Annotated in this window: 15 protein-coding genes; 7 read left to right on the top strand and 8 right to left on the bottom strand. The window is 63.2% G+C overall.

Annotation, left to right across the window (positions count from 1 at the left end; translation table 11 throughout):
- Window positions 1-205 precede the first annotated feature (205 nt).
- On the top strand, window positions 206-1,531 hold the full coding sequence (locus tag NH396_RS02775) for an MFS transporter (protein ID WP_253061435.1): 1,326 nt from the start codon (window positions 206-208) through the stop codon (window positions 1,529-1,531).
- Between the two features lie 85 nt (window positions 1,532-1,616).
- On the opposite strand, the gene msrA is transcribed toward NH396_RS02775, so the two are convergent.
- Entirely contained in the window at window positions 1,617-2,294 is a 678-nt protein-coding gene (gene msrA / locus NH396_RS02770) for a peptide-methionine (S)-S-oxide reductase MsrA (protein ID WP_176677752.1), read from the bottom strand.
- A gap of 297 nt (window positions 2,295-2,591) precedes the next feature.
- Here msrA and NH396_RS02765 point away from each other — a divergent pair, with 297 nt between their 5' ends.
- From NH396_RS02765 to NH396_RS02745, 5 genes are all read left to right on the top strand, one after another.
- Entirely contained in the window at window positions 2,592-4,814 is a 2,223-nt protein-coding gene (locus NH396_RS02765) for an FAD-dependent oxidoreductase (RefSeq protein ID WP_253061433.1), read from the top strand.
- A gap of 65 nt (window positions 4,815-4,879) precedes the next feature.
- Complete coding sequence (locus NH396_RS02760; protein ID WP_253061431.1) at window positions 4,880-6,163, top strand: ABC transporter substrate-binding protein; 1,284 nt, start codon at window positions 4,880-4,882, stop codon at window positions 6,161-6,163.
- On the top strand, window positions 6,160-7,902 hold the full coding sequence (locus NH396_RS02755) for a hypothetical protein (RefSeq protein ID WP_253061429.1): 1,743 nt from the start codon (window positions 6,160-6,162) through the stop codon (window positions 7,900-7,902). The genes NH396_RS02760 and NH396_RS02755 overlap by 4 nt, the downstream gene beginning before the upstream one ends.
- 59 nt (window positions 7,903-7,961) lie before the next feature.
- On the top strand, window positions 7,962-8,609 hold the full coding sequence (locus tag NH396_RS02750) for a CDP-alcohol phosphatidyltransferase family protein (RefSeq protein ID WP_253061427.1): 648 nt from the start codon (window positions 7,962-7,964) through the stop codon (window positions 8,607-8,609).
- 82 nt (window positions 8,610-8,691) lie between these two features.
- Complete coding sequence (locus NH396_RS02745; RefSeq protein WP_253061425.1) at window positions 8,692-9,390, top strand: DUF3047 domain-containing protein; 699 nt, start codon at window positions 8,692-8,694, stop codon at window positions 9,388-9,390.
- Window positions 9,391-9,604: 214 nt separating this feature from the next.
- On the opposite strand, the gene NH396_RS02740 is transcribed toward NH396_RS02745, so the two are convergent.
- Entirely contained in the window at window positions 9,605-10,087 is a 483-nt protein-coding gene (locus tag NH396_RS02740) for a peptidylprolyl isomerase (protein ID WP_043333860.1), read from the bottom strand.
- A gap of 497 nt (window positions 10,088-10,584) precedes the next feature.
- On the opposite strand from NH396_RS02740, the gene NH396_RS02735 reads away from it, so the two are divergent.
- On the top strand, window positions 10,585-10,869 hold the full coding sequence (locus NH396_RS02735; protein ID WP_166018928.1) for a hypothetical protein: 285 nt from the start codon (window positions 10,585-10,587) through the stop codon (window positions 10,867-10,869).
- A 186-nt stretch (window positions 10,870-11,055) separates the two neighbouring features.
- Here the strand turns inward: NH396_RS02735 and NH396_RS02730 are convergent, their stop codons facing one another.
- The 6 genes from NH396_RS02730 to NH396_RS02705 all read right to left on the bottom strand — a co-directional run bounded on the left by NH396_RS02730 (window position 11,056) and on the right by NH396_RS02705 (window position 17,849).
- A complete protein-coding gene (locus tag NH396_RS02730) occupies window positions 11,056-12,033 on the bottom strand; it encodes a lipid A deacylase LpxR family protein (RefSeq protein ID WP_253061423.1) in 978 nt (325 codons plus the stop codon).
- Between the two features lie 584 nt (window positions 12,034-12,617).
- Window positions 12,618-13,121 carry a glycine zipper 2TM domain-containing protein gene (locus tag NH396_RS02725; RefSeq protein WP_052384587.1) on the bottom strand — a complete coding sequence of 168 codons (504 nt, stop codon included), beginning with the start codon at window positions 13,119-13,121 and terminating at the stop codon, window positions 12,618-12,620.
- A gap of 455 nt (window positions 13,122-13,576) precedes the next feature.
- Window positions 13,577-14,887, bottom strand: coding sequence for an isocitrate lyase (gene aceA / locus NH396_RS02720; RefSeq protein ID WP_253061421.1), 1,311 nt, complete (start codon window positions 14,885-14,887; stop codon window positions 13,577-13,579).
- 198 nt (window positions 14,888-15,085) lie between these two features.
- Window positions 15,086-15,838 (bottom strand): hypothetical protein, encoded by a 753-nt coding sequence (locus NH396_RS02715; RefSeq protein ID WP_253061419.1) that lies wholly within the window; start codon window positions 15,836-15,838, stop codon window positions 15,086-15,088.
- Between the two features lie 338 nt (window positions 15,839-16,176).
- Window positions 16,177-16,608 carry a GNAT family N-acetyltransferase gene (locus NH396_RS02710; RefSeq protein ID WP_253061417.1) on the bottom strand — a complete coding sequence of 144 codons (432 nt, stop codon included), beginning with the start codon at window positions 16,606-16,608 and terminating at the stop codon, window positions 16,177-16,179.
- Window positions 16,605-17,849, bottom strand: a complete 1,245-nt coding sequence (locus NH396_RS02705) for a cupin domain-containing protein (protein WP_253061415.1) — start codon at window positions 17,847-17,849, stop codon at window positions 16,605-16,607. Before NH396_RS02705 ends, NH396_RS02710 begins: the two co-directional genes overlap by 4 nt.
- Window positions 17,850-18,038: the final 189 nt, after the last annotated feature.

Below are 18,038 nucleotides of genomic sequence, written 5' to 3'. Positions count from 1 at the left end.
CGCGAGGTTCTTTTTAACGCGAGGCTCTTTTCATCGTGGAGTCCTTTCACAGTGCGGCTCCCTTCTCGGCGCAGTTTGCGTCATCCCAGTGCCGCCATTGCCATCAGCTTTGCTGATGGGCAGCATCATGTCGAGCTATTTTACTGATGCGAGCGCGCGGCGCAGACTGGCACCATCCCCATGCTTGATTGAGTGCAGGTACCTGATGGCTTCATCGCTTTCCGCGTCTTCTTCCCCCGATTCCGACGCCTCGTTCTCCGCCGCACAGACAGAGCTGCCCGAGCCGCTCAAGGCGCGCGGGCGTGACTGGCGGCGCATGACCCAGGCGCTGTGTCTGGGCTCCTTCGTGGTCTTCATCAACCTCTATCTGGTGCAACCGCTGCTGCCGCTGCTGGCGACGGATCTGGGCCTGAGCTCGCTGCAGGCGAGTCTGTCCCTGTCGGTAAGCACCCTGACGCTGGCTCTCGCATTGCTGGTGTTCGGTCCGCTGTCCGATGCACTGGGGCGGCGGCGTATCCTGCTGTGGACCCTGGCCGGCGGGGTGGCCTGTTCAGGACTGGCCCTGTTCGCCGAGGGCTTCTGGTCGCTGCTGGCGGTGCGCGCGCTGCAGGGCTTTCTGCTCGGCGGCCTGCCGGCGGTGGCAGTGGCGTACATGAGTGACGAGATGGAGCAACCCGCCTTGATGGTGGCGGTGGGGCTCTATATCAGCGCCAATTCACTGGGCGGCATCTCCGGGCGGGTCGCGGGGGGCGTGATTGCGGAGCATTGGGGCTGGCAGGCCAGCTTTGCCGCCATCGGCGGTGTCAGCCTGCTGGTGCTGGGGGCGTTATGGCAGCTGCTGCCGCGCCAGAGACGCTTCGTCGCCCAGCCGCTCAAGCTGAGCAGCATGCTGGCAGGCCTGGGACGTCATCTTCGCAACCCCCGTCTGTGGCCGGTATTCCTGCTCGGCGGGCTGAATTTCTTCATCTTCGTCAATCTCTACAGCTACATGACATTCCGACTGAGTGAGGCGCCCTGGTCACTCAGCAGTCAATGGCTGGGGCTGTTGTTCCTGACCTATCTGGCAGGCACCTTCGGCGCCTCCCAGTCTGGCCGGCTGGCACGGCGTCTGTTGTCGGGGGCCGCGCCTGAGGACGGCGAGGCCGCGCTGGCGATCGCTCAGCGACGCGGTCAGGCATTGACCATGATGCTGGGCACCGGCATCGTGGTGCTTGGCACGCTGCTGACGCTGAGCCATTCGCTGATCGGCATGCTGATCGGCCTGAGCCTGAATGCCTTCGGCTTCTTCCTCGCGCATGCCACCGCCTCGGCCTGGGTCGGACGCAATGCCGAAGGCGCGCGGGCCAGTGCCAGTGCGCTGTATCTGACTGCCTACTATCTGGGCGCGAGTCTCGGTGGCTTCTGGCTGGAACCCTTCTGGCAGGCTGCCGGATGGCCCGGGGTGGTGGCCGCCAGCGTAATGGTGCTGGCGGTGACCTTCGCGCTGGCGACCCTGTGCTGGCGCCGGGCCGCCACGCAGTATCGAGACTGAGATCAGCTCAGACAGCAGAGCACGCAAACGACAACGGCTCGCCAGATGGCGAGCCGTTGTCGTTCAGAGGGCCTGGAGGGCGGAATCAGTGCGCGGGGGCGTCGTCACCCCAGATCTCCTCCAGACGATCATCGCGGCCACAGCCGGCGCGGTAGAAGCGATAGCGCACCGGGTTCTTCTTGTAGAAGTCCTGATGGTAGTCCTCGGCCGCATACCAGGGGCCTGCCGCCTCGATCTCGGTGGCGATGCCTTCGGGGAATCTGTCTTTCAGCGCCTCGCGACTGGCCTCGGCGGCGTCACGCTGGGCCTCATCGAGGGGGTAGATGCCGCTGCGGTACTGGGTGCCGGCATCACAGAACTGGCGATCCACCGCGACCGGGTCGATGTTGTGCCAGAAGACATCCAGCAGGGTGTCGTAGCTGACCTTTTCCGGCTCGTACACCACCTTGACCGCTTCGGTGTGCCCGGTGCTGCCCGAGGAGACCTGCTTGTAGGTCGGATTGTCCTGTTCGCCGGCGGTATAGCCGGAGGTGGTCGAGATCACACCGTCCAGCTTGTCGAAGGGTCCCTCCATGCACCAGAAGCAGCCACCGGCGAAGATGGCGACTTCCTGGCCCTGGGCGACACCCTCGGCGACGCCCTTGGGCGCCGTTTCCGGGTCGAAGGCATTGGCGTGGCCGACAATCAGCAGGCCGCCGAGCAGGCTTGCCAGTGGCGTGAGGCGTCTGAGCGCTGGGAAGGGGATTCGCGTGTATCGGGTCATGGTGTCTCCGGGAAAGGCGTCATTCCTTCGAAGTGAGAACATGGAAATCTCCATGTCCCGGTGGGCTGCGAGGTGGCTGGCCTTGCCATTCACTCACTGCCTGTATCAGGGTTCTACGCGAATAAACGTGGGATGGATGCGAACATGCAGAATGAAACGTTACCGTTGTCGTGATCAAGCCACAGCCATTCACCCCGCTACGCGAATCAGTGCATCCAGTCAGCGACATGCCTCGTAAGGACACGGTACCTCCCAATGACATGCCCATGACGGCAGGAATCGAAAAGGAAATCGCCAGTGAATAAACGCAAGTTACTGCTTCTAGGCGCCATCGTCGCTGCCATCGTGGTGTTCTTTGCCAGCGGGGCACAGGACTACTTCACTCTGCAGAGCCTCAAGGCCAGCCAGGCGGAATTCCAGGCGTTGTTCGCGGAATCGCCGTACAAGGTCGCGGGCACCTTCTTCGTCGTCTACGTGGCGATGGCGGCACTCTCGCTGCCCGGGGCAGCACTGCTGACGCTGCTGGGGGGCGCGCTGTTCGGCTTCGGCTGGGGGCTATTGCTGATCTCCTTCGCCAGCACCATCGGTGCGACGCTGGCCTTCCTGATTTCCCGCACTCTGCTGCGCGAGAGCATCGAGAAGCGCTTCCGCCGTCAGCTGGAATCCCTCAATCGTGGCGTCGAGCGTGAGGGTGGTTTCTATCTGTTCACGCTGCGCCTGGTACCGGTCTTCCCGTTCTTCATCGTCAATCTGGTGATGGGCCTGACCCGCATGCGCGTGGTCACCTTCTACGTGGCAAGTCAGCTGGGCATGCTCGCCGGAACCGCCATCTACGTGAATGCCGGGCGTGAACTGGGCCAGCTCGAGTCGCTGTCCGGCATCCTCTCGCCGGGACTGATCGCCTCCTTCATTGCACTGGGCGTCTTCCCGCTGATCGCCAAGAAGATCGTCGGCGTGCTGCGCAAGCGCAAGCAGCAGGCGGCCTTCGACAAGCCGAAGACCTTCGACTACGACATGGTCGTGATCGGTGCCGGTTCGGCGGGTCTGGTGACCAGCTATATCGCTTCTGCCGTGAATGCACGTGTCGCGCTGATCGAGCGTCACAAGATGGGGGGGGATTGTCTCAACACCGGCTGTGTACCCTCCAAGGCGTTGATCCGTGCCGGACGTGCGGCTCATGAAATTCGCCAGTCCCAGCGTTTCGGGATCACCGCCAGTGAGCCGGAAATCGATTTCGCCAAGGTGATGGGCCATGTGCAGGACGTGGTCGAGAGTGTCGAACCGCATGACAGCATCGAGCGCTACGAGAGCCTGGGCGTGGAAGTCCATACCGGCAATGCCAGACTCAGGACGCCCTGGGAAGTGGAAGTCGATGGGCGTGTGCTGACCACCCGCAATGTGGTGATCGCCACCGGTGCTCGTCCGCGTGTGCCTGCGATCCCCGGGATCGAGCTGATCACGCCGCTGACCTCTGACAATCTGTGGGATCTCAGGGTGCAGCCCAAGCGCCTGGTCGTGCTGGGTTCCGGCCCGATCGGCATGGAGCTGGGTCAGAGCTTCGCGCGCCTGGGCAGTCACGTCACCATCATCGAGGGTGCGCCACGGGTGATGCCGCGTGAAGATGAGGAAGTCAGCACGCTGATGCACGAGCAGCTGGCTGGTGAGGGCGTCGATCTGCGCATCAATTCCACCGCCACGCGCATCGAGGTGCTCAAGGACAAGGACAGTCAGCCAATGCGCCATCTGGTCGTGAGCTCTTCCGACGGCGAGGAGAGCTGGATCGAGTTCGACGAGCTGCTGGTGGCCATCGGGCGCGAAGCCAATGTCGAAGGCTTCGGTCTGGAAGCGCTGGGCATCGCGGTGTCCGAGCGCGGTACCATCGATGTCTCCGAGTCGCTGCAGACCCTGCAGCCGAACATCTGGGCATGCGGCGATGTGGCTGGCCCCTACCAGTTCACCCATGCGGCGGGTCATCAGGCGTGGCACGCGGCGGTCAACGCCTTGTTCGGTGGCCTGAAGACCTTCAAGGTCGACTACCGTATCATGCCGATGGTCACCTATACCGAGCCGGAAGTGGCACGTGTCGGCCTCAATGAGACCGAAGCCAAGGCCCAGGGCTATGAGTACGAGGTCACCCATTACGAGATGGGTGAGAGCGATCGTGCGCTGGCCGAGCGGGCCACCGAAGGCTTCGTCAAGGTACTCACCGAGAAGGGGCGTGATCGCATCCTGGGTGTGACGCTGGTCGGTGCCTATGCAGGGGAGTGGCTGGCCGAGTTCACCATGGCGATGAAGCATGGCATCGGCCTCAACAAGATCCTCTCCACCATCCATCCGTACCCGACACTGTCGGAAGCCAACAAGGCCGCGGCTGGCATGTGGAAGAATGCCCACAAGCCGGAAGGCGTGCTCAAGGTGCTCGATCGTTACTTCACCTGGCGCCGCAACGGCCGCTTCGAACCGACCAAGACGCTCAAGGCGACGGACACCGTGAGTGCTCCGGCTGCTGAAAAACACTAATCGATGACTGATGCCGCGCACCCGCATGTCCGGGACGCGGCATTTTCCTATCAGGAGATCCCCTCATGGAGACGAATCACAAGCCAGGCCGTCGTCGTGCCCTGGCGTTGATGGGCGGATCCTTGCTGTTGATAGCGGGCGTGAGTGCTTCGCCCTGGTCCACGGCACTGGCGTATGCGGCCGATGCGCAGGCCGGGCGCCCGACCCCTGAGCTCGCTTCGCTCGAGTGGCAGGTGATCGCCGAACGCGCACGTGGTCAACGTATCGACTTTCATGCCTGGGGCGGCAGTGAGGCGACCAACGCCTATCTGCGTGCCCAGGCCGAGACGGCAGCAGCGCGGCATGGCATCGAGGTGCGCCACGTCAAGATCGCCGATACCGCCGAGAGCGTCTCGACCCTGCTGGCCGAGAAGGCAGCCGGGCGCCGTGATGGCAGCATCGATGTGATCTGGATCAACGGCGAGAACTTCCGTGCGCTCAAGCAGGCCGAGCTGGTGTGGGGGCCCTTCGTCGAGCGCCTGCCCAACAGTGACTATCTGCTCGAGGAGATCGGCGCGCGCGATTTCGGGCTCGCCACCGATGGCATGGAGGCGCCCTGGGGGCGTGCGCAGCTGATCTTCATGTACGACACCGCGCTGCTGGAATCGCCGCCGCGCTCGATGCAGGCACTGCTGGAGGTGGCCAGAGAGCATCCCGGGCGCGTGACCTATCCGCAGCCGCCCAGCTTCCACGGCACCACCTTCCTCAAGCAGGCGTTGCTGGAGCTGTTGCCCGCCGAGCAGCGCGAGGTGCTGGCATCTCCCGTGGCGAGTGATGCTCAGTTCGCTGAGGTGACCGCACCGCTGTGGGACTACCTCGATGCGCTGCATCCGCTGATGTGGGCGCAGGGCGAGCGTCAGCCTGCCGGTGCCGAAGAGCAGATGAAACTGCTCGCTCAGCGCAGCGTGTGGATAGCGCTGACCTTCGTGCCTCAGGAAGTGGCCAATGCCCGTCAGGAAGGGCGGCTGCCACCGACCATCGAGCCGTATATCCATGACGGTGGCACCCTCGGCAATGTGCACTATCTTGCGATTCCGGCCAGTGCACCGCACAAGGCCGCTGCACTGGTGTGGATCAATCAGTTGATGTCCGCCGAGGCCCAGGCCGCCAAGGCCGACCCCTCGCGCTGGGGCGATGACACGGTGCTGGATGTCGCCCGCCTGCCGCCGCAAGAACGCGCCGCCTTCGAGGCCTTGCCGCAGCTGCCCGGCAGCATGTCGCCAGAGGCGTTGGGCACACCGCTCAGCGAGCCACACCCGAGCTGGACCGATGCGTTGGAGGCCGAGTGGGCGCGACGCTATCGCAAATGACGCAATGGGTCGCTGATCGCTGGCGTGTCGCGCCCGCCACTGGTCACGCGCCGCTGACGCCCGCCCGAGTGCTGCGCTGGGGCGTCCTGCTGTTGCTGCTCGGCCCGACGGCGCTGGGGCTGGCCGGACTGGTCGCGCCGGCCTTCGGGCTGTGGCCGACACTGGGCTTCGAGGAGGTCTCGGCGGTCGCCTGGCAACGCTGGTGGGCCTTGCCCGGACTGGCGGAGGGCTTTCGTCTGACGCTGGTCAGTGGCCTCGGCGGCACGTTGCTGGCGGTGCTTTTGACCATGGGGTGGGTCTCGGCGGCCGCCGGGACTCGCTTCGGTGAGCGCATGGAGCGTCTGCTGGCCCCGATACTGGCGATGCCGCATCTGGCGCTGGCACTGGGGCTGCTGTGGCTGGCGGCGCCCAGCGGCGTGCTGATGCGCCTGCTGCTGGCACCTTTCGAGGTGCTGGTGCCGCCGCAGTATCCGCTGCCGGATGCCCATGGCATCTCGCTGGCGGTCGGTCTGGCGCTCAAGGAGGCGCCATTCTTGATGCTGATGGCGCAGACGGCGCTGTCACGCCTGCCGGTCACGGCGCAACTGCAGGCAGGCCAGGCGCTCGGCTACAGCATCCCTCAACTGCGCTGGCGTATTCTGATGCCCCAGGTGATGCGCGCGATCGCCTTGCCCATCGGTGCGGTACTGGCCTACTCGCTGGCGGTGGTGGATGTGGCCCAGGTGTTGGGGCCGACGCGCACGCCGACGCTGGCAGTCCGCCTGATCGAACTGTGGCGTGACAGTGACCCGACGGCGCGTCTGCCGGCGAGTGTCGGCGCCCTGATGCTGGCCCTGCTGGTGATCGGGATGATGGCGCTGGGCGCGGCGCTGGGACGCGCTTTGCTCACCTGGCACCGCGACTGGGTATTGAGCCATCACCCGGCGCGCGCAAGCCGCCTGGCGCTGGCGAGTGAAGTCATGTTCGGGCGTGTCGCGCGCGGAGTGCTGGGCGGGGTCACGCTGATCTCACTGCTCGCTTTCGTGGTGATTGGTGTGCAATCGGTGGCCAGGAGCTGGTTCTTCCCTGCGCTGTTGCCGTCTCGTTGGGGCTGGGAGAGCTGGCACCAGGCCCTCGCTGGCCTGGGGGATGCCTTCAGCAACAGCCTGTGGCTGGCGCTGCTGGTGGCGACGCTGGCCGTCATCCTCAGCGTCGCGGTGTTCGAGCGTGAGCGGGAAAGTGGCCGCCTGCGCGGCTTCGTGGTCTGCCTCTATCTGCCATTGCTGCTGCCGCAGGCCAGCTTCCTGTTCGGCTTTCAGGTCGGCTGGTTGAGCCTGGGGGCCAGCCCCGGTTGGGCGGGAGTGGTGATCGGCCATCTGCTGTTCGCCTTGCCTTACGCCTGGCTGACGCTGGCCGGACCCTGGGCGCGCTTCGATACCCGACTCGAGCAGGCAGCACGCCTGCTGGGGCGTTCACGGCTCGAGGTGCTGATCGGTATCCGCCTGCGCCTGATGCTCAGGCCGCTGGCCATCAGCTGGGCAGTGGCCTTCGCGGTCAGCATCGCGCAATACGTGCCGACGGTGGTGCTGGGCGGCGGGCGTGTCCCGACCCTGACCACCGAAACCCTGGCGCTGGCGACGGGGGCCGACCCACGTCTGACCGCGGTGGCCGCCTGCCTGCAGGCTTGTCTGCCGCTGGTGGTCTACCTGCTGGCGCGTGCGGTACCTGCCGGGCGCTCGGTCTCGCCGACGCGCGGCTGAGCGCCTGTCAGGCGCTGGAATGACGATGATCTCAACGACTTCATGGGAGTAGATGCAACATGCTGGACAAGTGGACCTCACGCTGGGTACAGCCGCCTCTGAAACGTCTTGCGAAAAGTGCGGCGGCGCGCGGTCTGCATCCTGATCAGCTGACCCTCGCAGGCTTCGCCATCGGCATGCTGGCGTTGCCGTTGCTGGCTTATGGGCATTTCGGTCTCGCGCTGGCCGCGATCCTGATCAATCGGGTGGTGGACGGGCTGGATGGCGCGCTGGCGCGGCACGCCGGCCTGAGCTCCGATGCCGGTGGCTTTCTGGATATCTGTCTCGATTTCCTGTTCTACGCCGCTGTGGTGGTGGGTTTCGCCCTGGCAGACCCTGCCGCCAATGCGATGGCGGCGGTGGCGCTGCTGTTCGCCTTCGTCGGCACGGGCTCGAGCTTTCTGGCCTTCGCCATCATGGCGGCCAAGCATCAGCTGGAGCGACCCAATTTCACGCGCAAGGCCTTCTATTATCTGGATGGCCTGACCGAAGGCACCGAGACCATTGCCTTCTTCGTGTTGGCTTGCCTGATGCCACAGCATTTCGCATGGCTGGCGTGGATCTTCGCCGCGGCATGCATCCTGACCACGCTGACGCGCGTATGGGGAGGGTATGTCACCTTGCGAGCCCAGGACCAGAACGAGCATCACGGCATCGTCCCAGATTGATGCGCTGCGAACCTAGCCGTCCCGGTGACATGGCGTTTCACCTTCCTCACTTGCCTTGCTCAGGCACATCGGAGTCCTGCCAATGAAGATTGCTTCCCGTCAGTTGCCGTCATTCCTGCCCCTGTTCGCGGCAGTCGCCTCCAGCGGCCTGCTGACGGCGCTACTGCCCTCTGTGGCCCACGCGGCTGACAGGAGTTTCTCGCCTGCGCAGATTCTTGCCTGGGGTGAGAAGACCTTTGAAGGCCAGACGGCCTATCGCGTGGTGGAGCGCGACGGCAGCCCTGCGCTCGAGGCGCGCGCCCGGGGCCAGGCGTCCGCACGCTATCTGGAGCAGGAAATCTCGCTCGAAGAGACGCCCTACCTGAAATGGTGCTGGCAGGTGGATGGCATCTATCCGGGCCTGAACGAGAAGACCAAGGGCGGCGATGACTATCCGGCACGCCTCTATGTGGTCAACAAGACCGGCATCCTGCCGTGGCAGGTGGAAGCCATCAATTACGTCTGGTCCAGCAATGAAGCTAAAGGCAGCCATTGGGACAACGCCTTCACGGATCGTGCCGTGCTGCTGGCGGTTGAATCCGGTGACGAGAAGGTAGGACAGTGGGTGGCGGAGGTGCGCGACCTGCGTGCTGATTACGCGTCACTGTTTGACAGCAAGCCGAGCGAGATTGCCGGTCTTGCGCTGATGGCTGACGGCGACAATGCCGCCGGGGATGCCACGGCGCTGTTTCGTGGTCTGAGCCTTTCCAGCGATGCCACGCCGCCCGACTGCGGTGCCTGATCCGGGAGCATGAGTGATCAGGGCTGTGAATCGATGGCTGAGCCAGTCTGACCAGCGCGCCAAGCCAGCCAGGCCGACACGAAGCCAGACACGAAGCCAGACACGAAAAAGCCCCGCGACTGATGACTCAGTCGCGGGGCTTTCGGTTCCGGCCTCCCACACTGTGGGAGGCGCTCATCCGGGGCGAGGCCTCAGATGAGGGAAGAGGCGGAGCTTAGTGCTCCACGCCACCTTCGCCGTGAACGTGGCCGTGTTCCAGCTCTTCGGCAGAAGCTTCACGCACGTTGGTGATCTGCACGTCGAAGTTCAGGGTTTCGCCGGCCAGCGGGTGGTTGCCATCGACAGTGACAGTGTCGCCTTCGACCTTTGTGACGGTGACCATTAGCGGGCCGCCCTGGGTCTGCGCCTGGAACTGCATGCCAGCTTCGATGTCTTCGACACCCTGGAAGGCTTCACGCGGCACTTCCTGGACCAGGGCTTCTTGGACTTCGCCGTAACCTTCTTCCGGAGAGACGGCAACTTTCAGCTCGTCGCCGGAAGTCTTGCCATCGAGTTCCTTCTCGAGGCCCGGGACGATGTTGCCAGCGCCGTGGATGTAGGCCAGCGGCTCGCGGCCTTCGGAGCTATCCAGCACTTCCCCTTCGTTGTTGGTCAGGGTGTAGTGGAAGGATACGACGGCATTCTGGGCGATTTGCATGATGAGAGCCTTTCGATAGGTATATGAACGTCAATGGTAACGTGCCCCTGAGGTGACTGTCAGGGGGGAAACTGGAAAAAAGCCGCGTATCACGTGGCTCTTGGCCCGCTGATGACATTGCCAGAGAGGCAATCCAGCGCACGTTACCTTGTCTTGAAAGTATAGGTGACGCTCGCAGGCGTGCATTTCAACCCTGAGGCAGGTTTTTTCTCACCCCAGACGCCATCGGTGAACAAAGGAGCAAAACGGTTGGATCATCAGGTGTCTGGCGGGGTTACCCTGTCAGCGCACAGCGGGCTTGCTGCTGGCGGCCATGCAAGGTTGGGGCGATGGCTTGCGAGGGCCACGGGGTCTGGTTACTCTGCCTACTCGGATATTGCGGATTCTGACGCGCGGCCCGAGGTGGCCTCGCTCTGCACACTCTGTCCCGTCGCCTGACGGGAAATGACAACTCAGGTCAGGCGCCATGCGACCCTATTTTTCAGGAGAGAATTTCGATGACCGTGACATTGATCTGGCTGGTGAGCTTCGCTGCGATCTTCATGCTGTGCTTGAACCGCTGGGAAGGCTCGCTGGGTGCCACCGTCAAGCGTGTCCTGCCAGAGGCTCTGAGCATCGATAGCGGTGACCGCTACGTCTGGGGCGTGGCCCTGGGTATCCTGGGGGCGACCTTCATCGTCAACCCCATCTCCATGCTGATGGCATTGATCGTGCTGGCGCTGATCGTTCTGATCGGCGGCAAGCTGATCTGCTGGGGCATGAGCAAGGTCAAGATGCACTGATCTCACCAGCAGCAACCTTCTGGGAAGCATGACGTTTCCCGCAGACAGAAAGGCCGGGCTATCTGCCCGGCCTTTCTGTTTCTGCTCATCTGTTTCTGCCCATCAGGCTTTTCTCATCGGACTCTTCTCATCGGGCTCTGCTCAGCCATCGCTGCCTGTCAGTGCCGATTGCAGCTCAGCGCTGACTCACAGCCAGGTCGAGAGCGTCAGCGAGCCGAATTGATCGCTTTCCTGCTGCGTCTCGAATTCGTGAGTGCGCCACACGTTGACGAACGCCAGCTGCCAGCGTTGCCAGCTGAGCGCGAAGCCCATCTGCAGATCGCCGACCAGTGGGCGACGGTCCACCGAGGCACTGTCCTCGAAGCCATTGCCATCCAGCAGCATGTTGTAGGCCATCGCGCGGCCCTCGATATTGGCGAACAGGTACCAGGCGAAGTCGCCGTCGGAATGGAAGTACTGACGGCCGCCCTGGGCTGGCGCGACTGTCGGTATCCCGTAGCTGCGGGTCAGCCCCTGGCCGATGCGTACTCCGCCTCCGACGCCCGCATAGGTGTAGAGATTGCCCAGCGCCACGGAGGCGGATGGCCCGTATTCCACCTCCAGCCCTGCGGCCCTGGCGGGCAGCCATAGCTGCGTCTGCCAGCCGGTATTGATCACCGGCTCGTTGTGCAGCTGGTGATCCCAGCCTTCCGGCTCATCGCTACTGGTCAGCTTGTGTACCGCCTTCTGGGCATCCTTGGCGCCCGAGGCCGGGCCGACGATACCGAGATCCAGATTGAAGGTATCCACCCGTCGCCAGTCATCTCCTTCTTCACCGGCGAACAGCGAGACGCCACCGAACAGGTAGCCTGCGTAGGGGCGGTCATCCTGATCTGGTTGCTCTCGCGTGATGTCATTGGGGGTATAGATCTGCTGCCCGAAGCGGTAGGCCGTGGCGTCCAGTCGCGCAGCGCTGAAGCCGGGCACCCAGTCCGCGAATGAGCGTGACCAGTGCTGCTCTGGTGTCTCGAAGGTGTAGCTCAACGCAAAGCCGTTGGTGTAATGGCCATCATCGCCGGAGGTGAGAATGTCGTTCTCGACCTTCAATGACAGCACGCCACCCTCGTCCTCGGCTGCCTCCACCATGGGGGCCAATGCCACCGCACCCAGCATGATCAATGCCATGCCCAGGCGCCGGGTCGAGAAGGCCGGCGCCATCTGCGGGGCATGGCTGAGGGCGGTGGCACCGCCGGGACTGTCATTGACTGCGCTGGGGCAAGCGCGGGGGGAGCTTCTTGAAGATGACGTGCTACAAGACAGCTTGCGGGTGCCTGGGTGAGAACCTGCTGGACGGGCAGTGACGGGACGCATCGCAACTCCTGGAACGAAAAGTTGTACACAGAGTCAAGTTAGGCTGCATATGTATAACTTTGCACAAAAAATCACGATTTCATAGCCTGTTAATCAATAGGCGATCTGCAGATTGTTCGCTGAGACGAACCGTTCATGCGTGTAACCGGAGGAGGGAATACGAAGCGACGGGACAAGGAGAAATAAACGGGGGCAGCAAGCAGGAGGAGATGAGGCGGATGTAAATACGGGAGCGCAAGAGATGTGAAAGGCGCGAGAGATGCGGGAATGCGCTCGCTTGGCGAGTCGAAGGTAAAGTGTGGCAGTGCTGCCCGCGCAGAGCTTGCGGCAGGAATCGATAAAGGGCGCAGAAACAAAGCGGCTGGCGCCCCGACAGGGGAGCGCCAGCCGTCGGAGACTCAATAAGGCGCGACGCTCAGGTTGGCGCCGTAGCCGACCAGGCGGACACGTTGGCCAACCGAGAAGGCGGTGTCGGCTTTCTGGACGACGATGAGGCTGTCGCCGGCATCGCGGCGGACTTCAATCTCGTAGGCGTCGATCTGGTCGACGTTGTCGGCGATCGACTTGCCGGCCACGCTGCCGCCGATGGCGCCCGCGGCAGTGGCGATCGCACGGCCGGAGCCGCCGCCGATCTGGCTGCCGAGCAGGCCGCCGACGACCGCACCCCCCAGGCCACCGAGCACGCCGCTGCCTTCATCCTGTGCCTGGATCTGCACCGGTCGCAGTGAGGTGATGGTGCCGTAGCTGACGGACTGTGCGCGCTTGGCCTGATCGCCGGTATAGACGTTGCCGGAATAGATGTCGCTGTTCGCGCAGCCGCCAAGCGTCAGCACGCCGAGTGCGATCACGGGCAGCCAGCGGCGTGCGCCAGTCGATCGTTTGTGAGTCAGTGAGAGTGTCATGGTGTATCTCCTCGCATGATGCGGTGCAGCTTGAGGTTGTGATGGATAATGCCGAGTGCTGAGAGAGCAAGGCTCAGGTAGGCGATCACTTCCTTGGGCCGCCAGCAGATTCTAGTCACGCCGAGCGTGCGAGAACACTGTTTCTTAACATTATAGACCACGTGGATCTGGACGGGTTCCCGGTCTGACACGCTGAGATGATGCAAATCTGGTTCTTGCCTGTCGCATGAATGCTACCACCCGCCGTTCTGCCTTCGGCGTATCGCCTCCGGTCGAGGGGCTTCACGTCGTATGCACGCGAAAAAGCCCGCGTGAGCGGGCTTCAGTCAGTCGTGGGCCAGGCACCTCGTGCAATCCCGGCATGATGTCGAGGTGCCTTCCCGTCATCTCGAGACACCTGTGCCTCGAGCTTGCTGTCGTGATGGCGCCGCTGGCAGCGCCTGGAACGGGTCCTCTTAGAACTGGTCTTCTTCCGTGGAACCCGTCAGCGCGGTGACGGAGGAGTTGCCGCCCTGAATGACGTTGGTCATGTCATCGAAGTAGCCGGTACCGACTTCCTGCTGGTGCGCCACGAAGGTATAGCCCTTCTCGGCTGCCGCGAATTCGGCTTCCTGCACCTTCTCGACGTAGTGCTTCATGCCTTCGCCCTGCGCATAGTCGTAGGCAAGATCGAACATGTTGAACCACATGTTGTGGATACCGGCCAGAGTGATGAACTGGTACTTGTAGCCCATGTCCGACAGTTCCTGCTGGAACTTGGCGATGGTGGCATCGTCGAGGTTCTTCTTCCAGTTGAAGGAAGGCGAGCAGTTGTAGGCCAGCAGCTGGTCCGGGTATTCCTTCTTGATCGCTTCGGCGAAGCGGCGCGCCTCCTCGAGGTCCGGCTTGGCGGTTTCGCACCAGATCAGGTCGGAGTAGGGCGCGTAGGCCAGACCGCGGGCAATGGCTTGATCCAGACCTGCCTTGACGCGATAGAAGCCTTCGTCGGAGCGCTCACCGGTCAGGAACGGCTTGTCGTAGTCATCGACATCGGAGGTAATCAGGTCAGCGGCGTTGGCATCGGTACGTGCGATGACCAGGGTCGGCACACCTGCCACGTCAGCGGCCAGACGGGCGGCCACCAGCTTCTGCACCGCTTCCTGAGTCGGCACCAGTACCTTGCCACCCATGTGACCACACTTCTTGACAGAGGCCAGCTGGTCCTCGAAGTGCACGCCGGAGGCACCCGCACGGATCATGGCGGTCATCAACTCGTAACCGTTGAGCACGCCACCGAAACCGGCCTCGGCATCCGCCACGATAGGCGCGAAGTAATCGACGAAGCCGGCATCGCCGGGGTTGGCCCCTTTTTGCCACTGGATCTGGTCGGCGCGACGGAAGGTGTTGTTGATGCGCTTGACCACGGTCGGCACGGAATCCACCGGATAGAGCGACTGATCTGGGTACATGGCTTCGCTGGTGTTGTTGTCGGCAGCCACCTGCCAGCCGGACAGATAGATGGCTTCGATACCGGCCTTCACCTGTTGCATGGCCTGGCCACCGGTCAGGGCGCCCAGACAGTTGACATAGCCCTTCTTGGCATCACCATTGACCAGTTTCCAGAGCTTCTCGGCACCGCGGGTCGCCAAGGTGTTGGCTTCCTGGACGGAACCGCGCAGGCGCACCACATCCTCGGCGGAATAGGGGCGAGTGATCCCTTTCCAGCGCGGATTCTCGGCCCAGTCCTTTTCGAGCGCGGCAATCTGATCGGCACGTGTGTGACTCATGGTGGCATCTCCTGATGGCTTCGTCGTCGGGGCGCAGCCCCTGGCGTGTTGTCTGTGTCTTGTGTCTGTTCGCTTGTCTATCGTCTGGCGGTTGACGCGAGAGCGACGCGTGAAATGGGAGTGCCGGCGCTCTGCGTCTTGAGGTTGCTGCATGACAGTTTGTTGTTGTTATTGATCTTTCAGGCGTCACCAGTGGAGTCACCCCGTGCGACAGAAGACGTCGTCGGTGGCGTTGTCGAGCTCCACTGGCTCAGCAAGTCTGAAGCGAGCCTTGATCACGCCAAGGCAGGCAGTTTCCAGGCCGGGTGCCGCTGTCAGCGTGATGCTGTCCAACCAGGGCATCAGGAAGTACAGGCTGGCTTCCAGCGTGGGTAACGTGCAGTGGCTGAGGGTGAGGGCGATGCGCGGTGGCCTGCCGTTTGGCGCGCGCAGCCGTGAGATCAGTTCTCCCCAGCACAGTGCTTCGCGTACGCTGCTGACCTGGGCAATGGCCAGTACCGAATGACGTTCACCGCGATGCCGCGCGGCGGCCAAGGTCCAGAGGGCCCGAGGGAGCGGGCGGTTGCCCAGCTGCATCCCCGTCACGTCATCGGTGAGTCCGGCAAGTGCCAACTGGTCAGGTGCGTCCTGCGTCTCGCCAGCGGTTGCCGGCTGCGCGCTGCACTTCAACTGCCAGGCGCTGCCCTGTGAGCGCAGTTGCCACTGCTCGCCGGGGAGTTGCCAGCGCTGGTCGCGACTCAGATGGCAGATCGTCTGCGCCTGTGCCGCCACCGACTCCGCTGTCTGCGGTGGCAGCAGGTCCTTGAGGGGGCGCGCCAGCTTGAGAATCCGCGTTCGGATCTCGGCGTTGTGCCATTGCTCGGCCAGAGCGGCATCCTCAGGCTGCCCGAGTACCTGGTCACCTCTACCGCCCACCAGGGTGATCTGCGTTCGTGAGTCTGAGGTGAGCATGGGCGAATCTCCTGAAGGCGGTGCCGAGTCGGGCAGCGCGTCATGTTGCAGTGCAGCGTAAATGACCTGATCTCTAGCATCGCTCCGAAATTGAGTGCTGTCTTTCATTCCTTGGTCGCATTAAAACGATCGTTTTATATCAGATTCAACGTTGCGTGATTCCTGTTGGCAAACAGTCGTTTTAATATTTCTTAGTGACGTCATGATGTCAGTCATCATGGGCCTTGGGGAATGATGACTTGGTCAAGGAGCGGGTTGTAGCCAGACTACAAGAACATTCATGGCACAAAAAAACCGGCCCCAAATGGGGCCGGTTTTCGTAAGGCAGACGCTAAAATTCAGTTCAGAATCAAGCGCATGCTGCGGTGCGGTATGCCGGCATCGAGAAACTCGTCGCCGTAAGCCGTGAAGCCGAGACGTTGATAGAATTCCAGCGCATGGGTCTGAGCATCCAGTAGCACTTCAGCGTGGCCAGCCTGACGCGCAGCATGGATGACCGCTTCCATCAGGCGTTGGCCAAGCCCCAGCCCGCGTGCTTCGGAGAGAATGGCGACACGGCCGACATGGCCGTCCGGCAATAGACGGGCCGTGCCGACGGTGCGGCCATCCAGATGCACGAGGAAGTGTTCGCAGGCGTCGTCGCGCCCGTCCCACTCCTCCTCCCGCGGCACCTGCTGTTCCTCGATGAACACGACGCGGCGGATCTCGCTGGCCTCGTTGCCCAAGGTCTGCCAGTCGCCCCGTTCCAGGCTGATCATGGCGTCACTCATTCTTCATCGTCCTCTTCGTCCTGAAGGTCACATTCCAGTATCAGGCTGCCGCGGTTGATCAGCGCCGTCAGCAGGCTGGCCACGGCACTGCGATCAAGGTCTGCCGTGGTGTAGTCAAGCAACACCGCGGTAAGGCGCTGATCGGAGGCCAACGCTTCCGCCAGCGGCTGGGGGGCCAGGATGCCATCGCCATCGACGAACAGCGTGCTGTTGCCATCTTCACCTTGACGGAAGGCGAAGCGTGATCCCAGTGAGCGCACCAGTACGCCTTCATCTTCCAGATACTCGACCAGCTCATGCGTCTTGAGGGCCGGTTCGCGAGCGGCGAGCTGCTCCAGATACTTGGGCTGGGTCATGTAGCGGCCGAACCACTGCGCCAGCTGGGTCGGGTTATCCAGCGTACTGAGCAGCAATTCGCGCACACGCTCGAGCGAGGCGTCGTCCAGCTCGCCGGCATTGGCGACCGGGGCCATGCCCTGGTCACGGTAGCGCAGCGATTCCGGCAGGCTGGCACCCAGATAGTCGGCGTAGGAGGTGACGACTTCATCGGCGGAAGGCGCGCGGAAGCCGACGGAGATGGTCATGCAGTCATCGGACTGGCTGACACCGTGGTGCGCCAGGCGCGGCGGTACGTAGAGCATGTCGCCGGGTTCCAGCACCCAGTCCTCGCCCGGCGTGACCTCGAAGTGCTTGAGGATGCGCAGGTCGATGCCATCGATGATCTCGGCGTCGTCACCGTGCATGCCGCCCAGCTGCCAATGACGCTGGCCCTGGGCCTGCAGCAGGAAGACATCGTAGTTGTCCAGGTGCGGGCCGACGCTGCCGCCGGTCGGCGCGTAGCTGATCATGATGTCATCGAGGCGCCAGCGCGGCAGGAAGGTGAAGGGCTCGAACAGCGCGGCGACGTCGGGGACGTAGTGATCCACCGCCTGCACCAGCAGGCTCCACTGGCTGTCGTCCTTGGCGTCGAGACGCGCGAAGGTCGCCTCATCGAAGGGGCCGTGGCTGACCTGCCAGGCCTTGTCCGGGCCGTTTTCCTCGACCAGACGCGCTTCGATGCCATCTTCACAGGCCAGACCGGCCAGTTCATCGGCTTCCAGCGGCGTCTCGAAGTCTGCGAAGGCCCCGCGGATCAGCAGCGGCTTCTGCTGCCAGTAATCGCGCAGGAATTCGCGGATGCTCAGGCCGCCCAACAGCGCCAGAGGCGTGTCGGTGTCGCGGGGGGCGGGGGATGTGCTCATGCAGAACCTCTCGAACGCGAACGGCAGCCTGTCAGGGGGCGGCGGTCTCGCGATGACGTCGTTGAAGCCGTTTTGCCGGATGGCAGAAGGCGATGCGTTCCATGCCGAGCCTTGAGAGCGTGGCATGTCGTGCCCACTGACGAAGAACGTCAGTGGTCGTGAATCCAGGGTGTCATTCAGTGTGCTGCG

Source organism: Cobetia sp. Dlab-2-AX (genome assembly GCF_024124625.1).
Taxonomy (GTDB): Bacteria; Pseudomonadota; Gammaproteobacteria; order Pseudomonadales; family Halomonadaceae; genus Cobetia.
This window is presented reverse-complemented; position numbering and strand designations above follow the sequence as displayed.